This window comes from Phormidium yuhuli AB48 (assembly GCF_023983615.1).
Classification (GTDB): Bacteria; Cyanobacteriota; Cyanobacteriia; order Cyanobacteriales; family Geitlerinemataceae; genus Sodalinema; species Sodalinema yuhuli.
This window is the reverse complement of sequence record NZ_CP098611.1, coordinates 3,760,666-3,773,254: the sequence shown is the minus strand read 5'-3', so window position 1 is coordinate 3,773,254 and position 12,589 is coordinate 3,760,666. Positions and strand designations below refer to the sequence as shown.

General features: G+C 53.5%; 13 protein-coding genes. 7 read left to right on the top strand and 6 right to left on the bottom strand.

Annotated features, from left to right (window positions below; genetic code table 11):
* Nucleotides 1–7 precede the first annotated feature (7 nt).
* Nucleotides 8–844, top strand: a complete 837-nt coding sequence (locus NEA10_RS16150) for a sulfotransferase family protein (RefSeq protein ID WP_252662389.1) — start codon at nt 8–10, stop codon at nt 842–844.
* 245 nt (nt 845–1,089) lie between these two features.
* Here NEA10_RS16150 and NEA10_RS16145 read toward each other — a convergent pair whose 3' ends face one another.
* From NEA10_RS16145 to ribE, 3 genes are all read right to left on the bottom strand, one after another.
* Complete coding sequence (locus tag NEA10_RS16145) at nt 1,090–2,043, bottom strand: lysylphosphatidylglycerol synthase transmembrane domain-containing protein (protein WP_252662388.1); 954 nt, start codon at nt 2,041–2,043, stop codon at nt 1,090–1,092.
* A gap of 33 nt (nt 2,044–2,076) precedes the next feature.
* Nucleotides 2,077–2,574, bottom strand: coding sequence for a hypothetical protein (locus tag NEA10_RS16140; RefSeq protein ID WP_252662387.1), 498 nt, complete (start codon nt 2,572–2,574; stop codon nt 2,077–2,079).
* Between the two features lie 84 nt (nt 2,575–2,658).
* On the bottom strand, nt 2,659–3,381 hold the full coding sequence (ribE, locus tag NEA10_RS16135) for a riboflavin synthase (protein WP_252662386.1): 723 nt from the start codon (nt 3,379–3,381) through the stop codon (nt 2,659–2,661).
* Between the two features lie 200 nt (nt 3,382–3,581).
* On the opposite strand from ribE, the gene NEA10_RS16130 reads away from it, so the two are divergent.
* From NEA10_RS16130 to NEA10_RS16120, 3 genes are read left to right on the top strand one after another with little or no spacing between them, the layout of a single operon-like run.
* Nucleotides 3,582–4,100 (top strand): bifunctional nuclease family protein, encoded by a 519-nt coding sequence (locus tag NEA10_RS16130; RefSeq protein ID WP_252662385.1) that lies wholly within the window; start codon nt 3,582–3,584, stop codon nt 4,098–4,100.
* Nucleotides 4,101–4,118: 18 nt separating this feature from the next.
* Entirely contained in the window at nt 4,119–5,255 is a 1,137-nt protein-coding gene (locus NEA10_RS16125) for an aldo/keto reductase (RefSeq protein ID WP_252662384.1), read from the top strand.
* A gap of 59 nt (nt 5,256–5,314) precedes the next feature.
* Nucleotides 5,315–6,061, top strand: coding sequence for a pentapeptide repeat-containing protein (locus NEA10_RS16120; protein WP_252662383.1), 747 nt, complete (start codon nt 5,315–5,317; stop codon nt 6,059–6,061).
* Here the strand turns inward: NEA10_RS16120 and NEA10_RS16115 are convergent.
* The 3 genes from NEA10_RS16115 to NEA10_RS16105 form a co-directional block, all read right to left on the bottom strand.
* Entirely contained in the window at nt 6,058–6,477 is a 420-nt protein-coding gene (locus NEA10_RS16115) for a gamma-glutamylcyclotransferase family protein (protein WP_252662382.1), read from the bottom strand. The genes NEA10_RS16120 and NEA10_RS16115 overlap by 4 nt on opposite strands.
* Nucleotides 6,478–6,514: 37 nt before the next feature.
* Nucleotides 6,515–7,846: a peptidoglycan-binding protein gene (locus NEA10_RS16110; protein ID WP_252662381.1), complete on the bottom strand. Its 1,332-nt coding sequence runs from the start codon at nt 7,844–7,846 to the stop codon at nt 6,515–6,517.
* Between the two features lie 256 nt (nt 7,847–8,102).
* Nucleotides 8,103–9,086, bottom strand: a complete 984-nt coding sequence (locus NEA10_RS16105) for a DMT family transporter (RefSeq protein ID WP_374111909.1) — start codon at nt 9,084–9,086, stop codon at nt 8,103–8,105.
* Nucleotides 9,087–9,364: 278 nt separating this feature from the next.
* On the opposite strand from NEA10_RS16105, the gene sppA reads away from it, so the two are divergent.
* Genes sppA through recN form a run of 3 tightly spaced genes read left to right on the top strand, consistent with a single transcriptional unit; the run spans nt 9,365 to nt 12,371 of the window.
* Nucleotides 9,365–10,186: a signal peptide peptidase SppA gene (gene sppA, locus NEA10_RS16100; RefSeq protein ID WP_252662379.1), complete on the top strand. Its 822-nt coding sequence runs from the start codon at nt 9,365–9,367 to the stop codon at nt 10,184–10,186.
* Nucleotides 10,187–10,221: 35 nt separating this feature from the next.
* The gene (aroH, locus tag NEA10_RS16095) at nt 10,222–10,632 is read left to right on the top strand and encodes a chorismate mutase (protein WP_252665382.1); all 411 of its coding nucleotides are present in this window, start codon (nt 10,222–10,224) and stop codon (nt 10,630–10,632) included.
* Complete coding sequence (gene recN, locus NEA10_RS16090) at nt 10,599–12,371, top strand: DNA repair protein RecN (protein WP_309494300.1); 1,773 nt, start codon at nt 10,599–10,601, stop codon at nt 12,369–12,371. The genes aroH and recN overlap by 34 nt, the downstream gene beginning before the upstream one ends.
* The last annotated feature ends 218 nt before the right edge of the window (nt 12,372–12,589 follow it).

Genomic DNA, 12,589 nt, shown 5'->3' with positions numbered 1-12,589 from the left:
GGGACGGATGCACTATATCTTTATTGGCGGCGCACCCCGCACGGGAACGACGTTACTCAATAGCCTCCTTTGTCAAGAGCCGACGACCAATCCCCTGATGGCTGAGGCCAGTTACCTGGCCTATGTCGTCTCCACCTATCATCGGGGGAAACGGGTCTGGCGGGTGGAAGGAGGGGCCTATTTTGAGGATCTCCAGGATTATGCTGATTTTTCTCGCTCCTGGGTGATGGCGTTTCTGGAGAAAACGGCGCAACGCTATCCTGATGCTCAACATCTGGTTCTCAAGTCCCCGGAACTGACGAAGTATTTCCCGGATTTGTTTGAGTTGGTTCCCCAGGCCCAGTTCCTGATTCTCTTACGGGACCCCTGTGATGCGATCGCCTCTTTAATGGAGGTGGGAGACCAACTCAAGCAAACTCAGCAAAGCCCTACTCTGGTGAAACTCCTGGAACGGGGAGATATGAAGGGCCTGGCTCAGTTCTTTTGCAGCTACTATCACCCCTGTCACAACTTTGAACAACCCCAGTTTTGGCAACAAACCCGCTATGTCCGCTATGAGGGATTGGTGCATTATCCTCAGGTGGCGTTGCGTCAGCTTGAAGGGTTTACGGGACTGCGCTTGAGTCAGACGAATCCCCATCAGCCCTGGCGCAGTGATTTGGATTTTGCTCAACTTCCAGAACGCTATCGCCCCTGGTGGTCAACCTCTCTCTATGGCCAGGGCGTCTCTAGTTCCAGTGTGGGGCGCTACCGTGAAATTCTCTCCCCGGAACAGGTGTCTCTGATTCGGCAGGTTTGTCGACCTTTGGGGTTTTGGGAGGGGGAAGAAGGCAATAGGCAATAGAGAAAACCTATCTTCGATGGCTATGACCCACTTAAAAAAGTTTGCAGCCTAGATGTTTGGACCCGCGCCGCCCGCACCGGGGCAGCGGAGTCCTTGTCATTGAACTAATCTTTTTTGATTAAGTTAAATTAGACAATGAACTCTATTTGATATCCAGTATATCGGGATATTGGCGATGCTGTCAAGCCCTTTTGAGATGTTTTTTGTAACGTTAAGTAACAAAAAGATTGGGGAAAGGTTGGCGTCTATTTGGCGTTGGACTTAGCGGTTTGGAGGTTAGCCAGATATTGACCAAAAAAGGGTAATCCGCCAATGGCGGGGAGTAAATAGCGGGAGGTACATAGAAGACCTAGGGCAGCACCGACGTTGGCATCAAAGAAGGGTTGATAGAAGAAAATCAAGGCAGCATCGCGAGTGCCAACACCGGCAAAGGTGAGGGGAAGCAAGCCGGCAAAAATGGCTAAGGGCGCTAAGGCGAGGTTGGCGATAAAGGGAACGCTGGCTCGTAGGGCAAAAATGAAGAACCAAATCTGCATCAGGTGCAGAAACCAGATAAAGATGGAGATGGAGGCGATGATGAGCAGTTGCCGTTTATCTTGCCAGAAGTGGTTGTGCATTTCTGTCCAAGAGCGATGAAGCTTGTCCAGCTTTTGATAGAGTTTGCCAGAGGCGATGGCTTTACTCCGCCGAAAAAAGAGATTGGCGAAGGACTCAGAGGAGAGCAGCAGTAAGCCAAAAAAAAGTCCGAGGAAGACGAAGAACGTCATGACCCAAAAGAGGGTTTCCTTCTCGGGGTAAAACAGAAGACCAAAGACACACCAAACAAAGAGAGAGAGTAAGTCAGAGGCTTTCTCAAACACCACTAAAGAAAAGGCGAGAGACCCAGGAAGATAGCCGCGATCGCTGATGAAATAGGCTTTCGCTAGCTCTCCCATTTTGGAGGGGAGAACCATATTGAGAACACTAGCGGAAAGGGTGAGTTTGGTGGCTTCAGTTAGGGGAAAATCTTGATGGCGGGGCATTAGCTGTCGTAACCGCCATCCCGTCGCTAAGGTCAGGGGAACCACCATGCCTAAACTAATTGCCATCCAGAGTGGATCTGACCCTCGGAAGACCTCAGCCAAGGCCGGCAGGTCGATACGAGAATAAATAATCGCCAGAATGACCACACTGACGAAAATCGAGAGAAGTCGTTTCATAGCCTAGGCCTCAAGGATAAAAGGTTAGACGAGCTAGGGATGACGAACTAGCAGCAAAACACCCTTTTCAATCTCTCCCTTACGTTCAACGGTGAGGTAATTCCCAGAGAGTTGAAATTGAAACTCGGTTACATCGCCAGAGTCAGGATTTCTTGCATAGATCGTCTCACCCTCTACCGTATACGTGCCTTCTAACTCACCAATGTGGATTTGTCCAGCTTCGGTCAAGACCCAGACTAAATCGGCTTGCTGAGCTGGGGGGAGAGCGGTTAGGTCAACGGGGTCTCCCTGGGAGGGAAGATAGGATTGAGGTTCCCAACGACCGACGAGGGTTTCAGCTTTTATGTGGTCATGAGGGACGTCAGACTCTGACACCTTGGCATCAATTGCCTGTTCTGTGGTGGCTGTTATGGCGTCTTGCCAGTCTTCTGACGGTTGGGTCAGGGTTGTGGATGTGGGGGATGTTGAGAAGGGACGGCTGGTTTCTGAGGCTGACTCGGGATCAGCACAGCCCCATAATAGACTCATCATGGTCAGAGCGAAAAAATAAGAAGGAAAGCGAAACGTCATAGTGTCGGTAATGACTCAAAACTACGGTTGCTGGTGGCTACAGTGCTAGGGGTGACCCGCCTGATAGCCATGTTGACTGAGAAAGTCGGGGGTAATGGGATCGGGGGACTGTGAGGCGTTGGGGACGCGGGGAGCGCTGAGATGACCCTGAGATAGGAAGGTTTCAACATACTTGCCCAAAATGTCGCCTTCTAAGTTAACCCATTCTCCGGGATTGAGGCGACTGAGATTCGTTTCTTGATAGGTATGAGGAATTACAGCAACGCGAAACCAACGGCGGGAGCGATCGCACTGGGCTACCGTTAAACTAATGCCATTGATGGCAATACTCCCTTTGGCGACGAGATAAGGGGCAATGCGATCGCCCCACTGTTGATGGTGTCGGGGGGGAGCGGTGAAGGTCATCTCCCAGGAGTTACCGGTCATCTCAGCCTGGTCTAAACAGCCAATCCCATCAATGTGTCCGGTCACAAAATGACCCCCAATTTTACTCCCGACCCGCAGGGAGGCCTCTAAATTAACAGGACGCCGTTGTTCCCAGGCCCGAACCAGGCTGGTGCGATTGAGGGTTTCCGGAGAGACCGCCGCAATAAATCCCTGGGGTAAAATGGATTCAACCGTCAAGCAGACCCCATCAACGGCCACACTATCGCCAATGGCTAAATCATGGCTAATCGCCGCAGCATTGCCGGTCAGATAGTGGATACGTAACTGACCCTCGCTAAAGGCATCAAGGGTTCCAAGGGCAGCAACAAGTCCGGTAAACACAGGGTATATCCTAGGTGAGATGATTCAGTAAGACGATTGAGGGGAACGGTTTCCCCAAGCTGTCAGTATTGTAGCGTCGCTGCCTCATCGTTACCCCAGATCGGCCCTCCCCTGGATCTGCCACTGGATGGAGTCATCTATCCTGAAGAGTGGGGATTCCTGTCCCTTCCCCGTGATCGTTCAACTAAGAGGCTGGATTAATGATTGAGATGAAAGTTGCTGGAATTGCCTTAGATGCAGCCACCCGTAGTCCCATCGTACTTTTGAGAGATGCCAGCGAGCGGCGGGCCTTGCCGATTTATATCTCTCAGGATCAGGCACGCTCGATCATTAGTGCCATTGAACAACAAACCCCACCCCGTCCCATGACCCATGATTTGATGATCAACATCTTGGAGACTTGGGATTTGACGTTAGAGCGGGTGATTGTTCATGCCCTGGAGGATAATACCTTTTTTGCGGTGCTTAAGATGGTGAGTGCTGATGGCAAGGTCAAACATGAGATTGATGCTCGTCCCAGTGATGCGATCGCCCTGGCTCTGCGCACCGAGGCTTCAATTTGGGTGATGGAAGAGGTGGTGGCCGATGCCTCGATTCCGGTTGACCGCGATGCCGATGAGGCGGAACGTCAGGCCTTTCGGGAGTTTATCAATAATTTGAGTCCTCAGGAACTGATTAAACGGGCCGGCCAGGAGTTTAGCGATTCTAGTGATTCTTAAGTTCAGACAGAGGCTCTGATGCAATACCGGCGATTTGGCTCGACAGAGTTGCGACTCTCGGTGTTTTCTTTGGGGACAATGCGCTGCTTGTCTTCTGAGGAGATGGCGATCGCCACGATCCGTAAGGCCCTGGAGATGGGGATTAATCATCTGGAGACGGCCCGAGGCTATGGCAATAGTGAACAGTATTTGGGTCGGGCCCTTCAGGGGGGGGTGGGATGTCCCCGTGAGCAAATGCATATCACCAGCAAACTGCCCCCAACAGCGGATGGCAGACAGATGAGACGCTGGATTGATGAGTCTCTGGCTCGCTTGGGTTTGGAGTATTTAGATACCTTGGCCATTCATGGCATCAATACCCCGGAACAGTTGGCAGGGATTCAGGAGGAAAATGGGGGGTTAGAGGCTGCTCAGCAGGCGCAGAAGCTGGGTAAAATCCGTCATTTGGGATTTTCAACCCATGGCAGTTTGGAGTTGATTTTAGAGGCAATGCAGACGGGGGCGTTTGAATTCGTCAATTTGCACTACTATCTGTTTTTCCAGCGTCATCAACGGGCGATCGCCCTGGCAAAAACCTTAGATATGGGGGTTTTTATTATCTCCCCAGCTGACAAGGGGGGACAATTACACCAGCCTCCGGAGCGGTTACGGCGTTTATGTGAACCCCTGTCCCCGTTGGGTTTGAATTATCGGTTTCTGCTGAGTGACCCGCGCGTCTCAACCCTGAGTGTGGGGGCGGCCAATCCTGGGGAACTGGAGGCGATTGGGCCCTGGGGCGATCGCCTCGACCCTTTGACCCCCCAGGAACACGACTGTTTGGCGCGATTGGACCAAGAGTGGACGGAACAGTTAGGCCCTGATGCCTGTCATCAATGTTATGACTGTCTGCCCTGTCCGGAAAACATCCAGATTCCGGAGGTTTTACGGTTGCGGAACTTGGCGATCGCCTATGAGATGGAGTCCTTTGGTCAATATCGCTATCGTATGTTTGAAAATGCGGGCCATTGGTTTCCGGGTCGTCGAGGCAACCGTTGTACAGACTGTGGGGACTGTCTACCCCGTTGTCCGAAACAGTTAGATATCCCTCGCTTGTTGAGAGATACCCATGGCCGTCTTCGTCCTCGGGAGGGGCGGCGACTCTGGCAGGAGGATTAAAATAGACAGTAGCTCCTTGACATTCCTAGTCACCATCCACTATTATTTCGTTTTTTCTTATGAAACTTCAGCATTATGGGGCGATCGCTGCCATCGCCGTTCTGGCAGGACTCAGCGCCCCCAGCGTCCAAGCTAGCAATCCGCAACATCTGGAACGACTCTATCGCACTGGCATTTGTACCCGGTGCGACTTGCGCCGAGCTAATTTGCGGCGAGCGGATCTGCGGAATGTGGATTTGCGAGGCAGTAATTTACGGGGTGCCAACTTAGAAAATGCGGATTTGCGAGGGGCAAATCTGCAAAATGTGGATTTCCGAGATGCCGACTTGCGGGGGGCGGATTTCCGCAATGCTGATCTGCGAGGTGTGACGACACGGGGAGCGAGAACTCAAAATACTCGAGGTTTACTCGATTATGATGACCATCGTGGTGGACGTCATGATGACCGCCGTGATGACCGTAGTGGGGGTCGTTATAACGATCGTGACACCACAGCTCGCTCCCGTGAAACCATCAACCGACTCTATCAGGAGGTTTTGGGGCGTAGTGCAGACCGTCGCGGCTTAGAGGCCCATGCGCGAGAACTGGAGCGAGGGATGAGTTTGGCGTCAATCCGTCGTCACTTGGCTCGTAGTGATGAGGCCCGCGATCGCATTGATCGTCTCTACCGGGAAATTTTGGGACGGCCTGCGGATCAAGGCGGGTTACGTAATTATCAACAACGGCTGATTGATGGCTGGAGTTTAGATCGCATCCGTCAAACCTTAGCGGACAGTGAGGAAGCCCAAAATCGGGGTCGTCGTTAGCTGTTGCTCAAGCCCTGTTCACTCCAAACCCCCTGTGGGAGCCAGATGCCATCATGGTCTTGGACTCGTTGTTGGCTCATGTAATAGGCTAAGACGGTGCCGAGCGATCGCCCTGGGGTTTGGGGGTCAAAGACTTCAGTATCTAAGCGGTTGTATTCATTATCGCAGGGGGGGCGCTCGCTTAGATATCCCTCCAACTCGTCTAATTTCTCTAAGGCGTTAGCATTCTCAAAGGCCAGTATGACCCCATAAACCCATCCGGCTTCCTGAGTCATGGCGGGATAGTTGAGATGGGGAAGATGATACAGTCGTCCGGGAGCCATAGCGCGGCCCTGGACTTGCACGCGATCGCCACAATAGGGACGATGGAACCGTTCTCCCGGTTGTAAGGTGCCGTAGACAAAGACTCTCACCATAGGGCGTTCTCAAACAGGCTCGTTGACCTAAACAGGATTAAGGGGTTTTATCCCCATCACTATTTAACGGCAAGGTGCGAATGCGTTGCAATTGAGACATGGCCCATTTCGCTGTTTCTCGCACATCTGGATCAGAATCGTCGGTTCCGTAGCGTAAGACCTGACTCAACTGAGCAATAGAATCATAAATACGTGTTAAATCACGAATTGCATTTTTGCGCACCTCAGGACTGTCATCTTGTAAGGAGACCATCAGGGCTTGCTTAATGGGCTGAAGGTTGCGGGAACTAATCTCAGAGAGAACTGCCAGAATCGTATTACGTTCTTGAGAACTAGCATCTGTTAATAACTCCACCAAGGGAGAGATGGCGCGAGAATCTCCCCGTTGTCCTAATTCCCAAATGGCTTTGTGTCGCCGTTGGGGGTCAGGGTGTTGTAAATCCAGAATCAGGGCTTCGACAATGCTCATGCGCGGCAGTCGCGTGAGCCCATGACTGCTGGAATTGGGGGGGGCGATCGCCGTTGTTTGAGGGGCTACGGCATCATTGAGTCCTGCTACAGGCTCAGAGGGCAGATCAGGAAACGCTTCGGGGGTCGAGTCGGAGGAGGCGTCCTGGGGAGACTCTTGAGGAGGACTGTCTTGGATAGAGGAGTCGGGTTGCGGGGAAACGGGCAAGGGTGGCTCATCCCGGGTTGTTTCTGGGGACTTGGGGGCTTTTTGGCGTGGGGGAACCCTCTCCTGTGCGGTGGACTCAGACTCGTCCATCTCATCCATCTCATCCATCTCATCCAAGGGAGCATCGGGGTCGTCCACCTCTTCGGCGAAGGCCTTGAGCAATAGGATAAACAACGCACCGGCAAGCAAAACTAGCAATCCACCGCCCCCAATCCACCATAAGCGACCTAATCCGGGCCCGCCATTGGCCGGTTGAGCCTCTTGCTCCGGGGGCGGTGTAAGATTTAGGGGTTCTTCCACTGTCGGTTGCAGAGCTTGGAGACGTTGCCAACTCTCATCATCCATGACGCCATCTACGGTTAACCCCTCTTGTTCCTGTAAGGCCGAAACTGCGTCATCGGTTTCTAAATCGAAGACCCCGGTAATGTCTCCCTCATAGAATCCTGCCGCTTGCAGTTGCCGTTGTAACTCTTCAACTGCCTCACCGCTATCATCTAATCTCAGGGGAGGACGGCCCCCATCTATGTTCTCAGACTCGCCCTGTGCTAACTGAAGGTCTGATAACTCCTCGATGAACTCAGCAGCGAAGCTGGGCATTAAGTTAACGGTTCCCAGAGCCGTCGCGGGGAGGATGGGTTTAACATTTAATCGGGCCATGCTGCCGGAGATGGCGATCGCCTCTGAGCTAGTCAAAACGCATCCCAGGAGACAAGCGGTTGGCACGAACAGCATCTGTATCCCATGACGCAGTGAACACCTGCCTAACAGAGATCGATGCAGAACGAATGAGAGGGGATAATCGGAGGCTGACACCATAAATTTCGGTCACGCATTAGAGTGGACAACAGGTAGACGCTCCAATCCTAGCCTTGAGACTGGGAAATTTGATGGGGAAGCACAGATTTTGACGACCCTAAATGCACGCCATTGGCAGTCACGCCGTCTTACCCTATCTTGACGCAGCCGGGGGACCGGATGAGGGGGAGATGGGGGTTTCGCCACGGGGGGACGAAGGGGAACTAGAGGGAGTTACCTGCTCCCTGGAGCCGGGCCAGGACAGCCGAGGCAGTTTTTGCCGACGTTCAATGAGATAGACACTACCTAAGGTCAGGGTGGCTCCAGCCATTTGTACCGGGGTTAGAATTTCACCGAGCAGCCAGTAGCCAAAGAGAAGGGCAAACACAGGGGTAAAGAAGGTCAAGGAACTTAAACTGGTGAGATTCCCCTGAGCCGCAAAGTTAAAGAATAACCCGTAGGCGATCGCCGTGCCAAAGACGGTAGCATAGGCTAGGGCTCCCCAATCGGAAAGGGTCAAGTCTTGCCAAGGTTGAGTTTCCCAGCCCCAGGATAGTCCGAATAGGGGAATTGCCCCTAAAATGGCGTGCCAGCCCGTCGCTACAACGGGATCTACGTGCTGAGAGACTTTCGGCATCATGACGGTTCCCAGGGCCATGGCTAGGGAGGCTAAGAGCATCATGCCTTCTCCCAAGGACAGACTCTGACCCATCGTAACCGATGAGGTGGGTGAGCTTAGGGTCGAATCGAGGGTTAAGAGGGCCATCAGCCAATGTTCGGGTAAGCCAATGGCACTGATACCGATTAATCCCAGCAACAAGCCGAGTCCTCCCCACAGACCAATATATTCGCCGAAAAACCAGGCGGAGAGAAGGGCGACTAATAAGGGCTGTGAGTCAATGAGAACGGAGCCTAAGCCAGCGCCGGTGTCTTGGAGTCCCAGCGCTAAAAAGCCTTGAAATAAAGTCCCATCCACGATGGCAAACAGGGCAATCCAACTCCAGGCTTTCAGTCCTCGGGGCTGGGGCCGTCCACTCAAGGCCGCTGCCACGAGAATTAACCCCCCTGCGGGCAACAGACGAATGGCTGCCATAAAGAAGGGAGTTGTGTGGGGAACCACTCCTTTCAGGGCGACCATGGCCGTCCCCCAAAAGAAAAAGGGACTCAGCAGCAGGAGAACGTATTGCACAGGGGGGGGGAGACGTCGCTGAAGCATGATTGGCATTGGCTGGGGGATATCATGCCTATCATTGTAACGATTGATTGCTTTTTGTTAAGTATCCCGGAGATGCCATGGTCTAAACGGCTCGGGGGAGTCGAATCAACATCACCAAGGAGGTGAGCTTCCTGTTACACTCGGTTAGCAACCCTGTCCCGAGCTGGGACTTACTCAATTCGCAACGTCTTTAGCCCCGTATGGTCTGGTTTTTCAAACGGTTTCGTTCTAAGATTGCCCGCATTGAAGTCTCCGGAGCGATCGCCTCGGGGACTCGTCAAGAGGTTCTCAAGGCCTTAGAAACGGTCGCTGAGCGTAAGTATCGCGCCCTATTGTTACGAATTGATAGCCCCGGGGGAACTGTCACGGACTCCCATGAAATCTATCAAGCCCTCATGCGACTGCGAGACAAGCATGGCGTCAAGGTGGTGGCCAGCTTCGGGAACATTTCCGCCTCGGGTGGGGTGTACATCGGCATGGGGGCCGAAAAAATTGTCAGTAACCCTGGAACCATTACCGGCAGCATTGGGGTCATTCTGCGGGGGAACAACCTAGAACGATTACTCGACAAGATTGGCGTCTCCTTCAAAACGATCAAATCGGGTCCGTATAAGGATATTTTGGCCGTTGACCGTGAACTGAGCGAGGGAGAGCAACAGATTCTGCAATCTCTGATTGATAGTACCTACGATCAGTTTGTGGACACCGTAGCCACCGCCCGGCAACTTCCCGTTGAGACGGTCCGAGGGTTTGCCGATGGGCGCATTTTTAATGGACAACAGGCCCTAGACCTCAAGTTAGTGGATGCTGTGGGTACAGAAGAGGATGCTCGCCGTCTGGCCGCTGAACTAGCGGGACTGGATCCTCAACGGGCTGAGGTGGATGAAATCGAAACAGCAAAACCCTTCTGGGCCAAGCTTCTACGTTCAACAGCATCCGGGTCACGGCTGTCGGCTACCGGTGAATGGTTAGAATTTGAACTGACAACTAACGGAATCCCCCTGTGGATGTATCGCCCCTAAGTCGGGGGCGATCGCTCCTTGAACACCTGACTAATATGGAGGTTTGTGTAGTGGAAGCGGACTGGACTGTGCGCGCAATTCGAGGCGCGACGACTGTTCCTGAAAATACGGCCGAGGCGATTCGCGAGGCGGTGGCGGAACTTCTCGATGAACTAGAACGGCACAATAGCTTTGACCCAGAACAGATCGTCAGCGTGACCTTTTCCGTGACCCCGGATCTCGACGCCCTATTTCCGGCTTCGGTGGCTCGACAACGGCCCCATTGGGATGAAGTGCCCTTACTCGATGTGCAACATATGAGTGTGAAGGGGGATCTCGAACGCTGTGTGCGCTTTCTGATCCATGTCAATCTGCCTCGCAATACCAAGTTATCTCATCCCTATCTGCGTCAGGCACAACAACTGCGTCCGGATTGGAGTTTATCGTCTTCCGTTGGCTCGTCTTAGAGGCGGGTCTCTTCTCTATGCTGGTGCGGTTACAGATTGAAAATTTTGCCTTAATTGATGACCTGGATCTCAAGTTTGGGCCTGGGTTGAATGTGCTGACTGGAGAAACGGGGGCGGGCAAGTCCATTGTGTTAGATGCGGTGGATTTGGTGTTGGGAGGCAAAGCCAGTCGTCGAGCCATTCGCACCGGGGCTAAACGAGCGCGGGTTGAGGCCTGGTTTGAGGTCAATTCCCCGGAGGCTGGGGGGGAGGCGATCGCCTGTTCTCGGGAATTACTCCTGGGGAAACGAGGCTGTCGCAGTAAGTATCGCCTCAATGGCAAGGGCGCCAGTCAACGGGACGTGCAACAGCTGCGACAGCAGTTCGTGGATATTGCGGCCCAGGGTCAGGCCATCCAGTTAGCGCAAATGACCCACCAGCGTCACCTGTTAGATCTCTATGGCGGTGAGGCCCTGTTGCAAATTCGTCAACGGGTGGCCCAGGACTATGACCGTCTACAGGAGCTACAAGGGCAACTGCGGGACTTACAGCATCAGGAACAGCTGCGATCGCAGCAAGAGCAGCTCTGGCGCTATCAGTTTGAGGAACTTAGCCGCGCCGAGTTGAGGGACTCCCAGGAACTCGAAGAGCTGGACCGGGAAGCTCAACGGCTCAATCATGTGGTGGAGTTGCAACAGCAAAGCTATCACCTCTATCAGACTCTCTATGACAACGACGAGGAAACTGCCGCTGCCGATCTCTTAGGACGAGCGGAAACTCTGTTACAGGAGATGGTGACCTATGACTCAGAGTTGACCCCCTTGCTCATCTTGGTCACGGAGGCTCTGGTGCGGGTCCAAGAAGCTGGAGAACAGATCAATCGCTATGGGGATGAGTTAGAAGCGGATCCCGGGCGGTTACAGGAGGTGGAGGCTCGCCGACAGCACCTTAAGCAAATCTGCCGCAAATATGGTCCGACTCTTCAGGAGGCGATCGCCCATCTGGAGAGCTTACAGCAGCAACTCGATGACCTTGACCATGGGGAGCAACGGCGAGAGTCTCTAGAGCGGGACTGTCAGGCGCAACAGCAGCAGCTCAGCCAAGGCTGTCAGCAGCTACGGCAGCGACGACAGCAGGCGGCCCATCAATTGGAAGCACGCTTAACCATGGCCCTACAGCCGCTGGCCATGGATAATCTCAAGTTTAAGGTGGAGGTGTCCCCCATCGAGCCGACACGGTGGGGGGGCGATCGCGTGCGCTTTTTATTCAGCGCGAACCCCGGTGAACCCCTAGGACCCCTGGGGGAGATTGCCTCGGGAGGAGAGATGAGTCGTTTTTTGCTGGCCCTGAAGGCCTCGTTTAGTGAGGTGGACCCTGTGGGGACACTCATTTTTGATGAAATTGATGTGGGGGTCTCGGGCCGCGTGGCCAGTACCATTGCCGAAACCCTCTATCGCCTCAGTTGTCATCACCAAGTTCTCTGTGTAACCCATCAACCCCTCGTAGCAGCTATGGCTGACCACCACTTCCGGGTCATTAAACAAGCCACCCAGCAGGGAGAAACGGCGCGAACTCGCATTGAGGTGCGATCGCTCAATCATGAGCAACGCTGTCAAGAACTGGCCCAACTGGTGAGTGGTCAGCATCAGGATGATTTTGACTCTAGCGCCACCCAAGAAGCCGCCAATGCCTTTGCCAACTCCCTCTTGAGCCGAGCCGAGCGGCTGCGACGGGAGCTGTACCAACCCCCGGCCCCCTAAGCTCTCCCCAAACCGAATTTGTGGCAACGTTGCCAACAATGGTTGTCCAAAATGTGACGCTCGGTACGACGAGCCGTGCAACGTAGCGGATAATAACTAACAAGGGTGGGTCGTCCCCAATTGATTCAGCCGAAGTAGATTGGTATCCACGCCACTGCGGCGAAAGCGAGAGAAGGGTACACTGGTGATGAGCTAAAATCAGCTATCTCCAGTTTTCG

What these genes read in the sequence shown, in the direction of transcription:
- NEA10_RS16105 (WP_374111909.1), bottom strand. Translation starts at nt 9,086, where the DNA reads ATGGTCGCCCTGAAAGGAGTGGTTCCCCACACAACTCCCTTCTTTATG.
- aroH (WP_252665382.1), top strand. Translation starts at nt 10,222, where the DNA reads ATGGAGGTTTGTGTAGTGGAAGCGGACTGGACTGTGCGCGCAATTCGA.
- sppA (WP_252662379.1), top strand. Translation starts at nt 9,365, where the DNA reads ATGGTCTGGTTTTTCAAACGGTTTCGTTCTAAGATTGCCCGCATTGAA.
- NEA10_RS16115 (WP_252662382.1), bottom strand. Translation starts at nt 6,477, where the DNA reads ATGGTGAGAGTCTTTGTCTACGGCACCTTACAACCGGGAGAACGGTTC.
- NEA10_RS16150 (WP_252662389.1), top strand. Translation starts at nt 8, where the DNA reads ATGCACTATATCTTTATTGGCGGCGCACCCCGCACGGGAACGACGTTA.
- NEA10_RS16120 (WP_252662383.1), top strand. Translation starts at nt 5,315, where the DNA reads ATGAAACTTCAGCATTATGGGGCGATCGCTGCCATCGCCGTTCTGGCA.
- NEA10_RS16140 (WP_252662387.1), bottom strand. Translation starts at nt 2,574, where the DNA reads ATGATGAGTCTATTATGGGGCTGTGCTGATCCCGAGTCAGCCTCAGAA.
- NEA10_RS16130 (WP_252662385.1), top strand. Translation starts at nt 3,582, where the DNA reads ATGATTGAGATGAAAGTTGCTGGAATTGCCTTAGATGCAGCCACCCGT.
- NEA10_RS16125 (WP_252662384.1), top strand. Translation starts at nt 4,119, where the DNA reads ATGCAATACCGGCGATTTGGCTCGACAGAGTTGCGACTCTCGGTGTTT.
- NEA10_RS16145 (WP_252662388.1), bottom strand. Translation starts at nt 2,043, where the DNA reads ATGAAACGACTTCTCTCGATTTTCGTCAGTGTGGTCATTCTGGCGATT.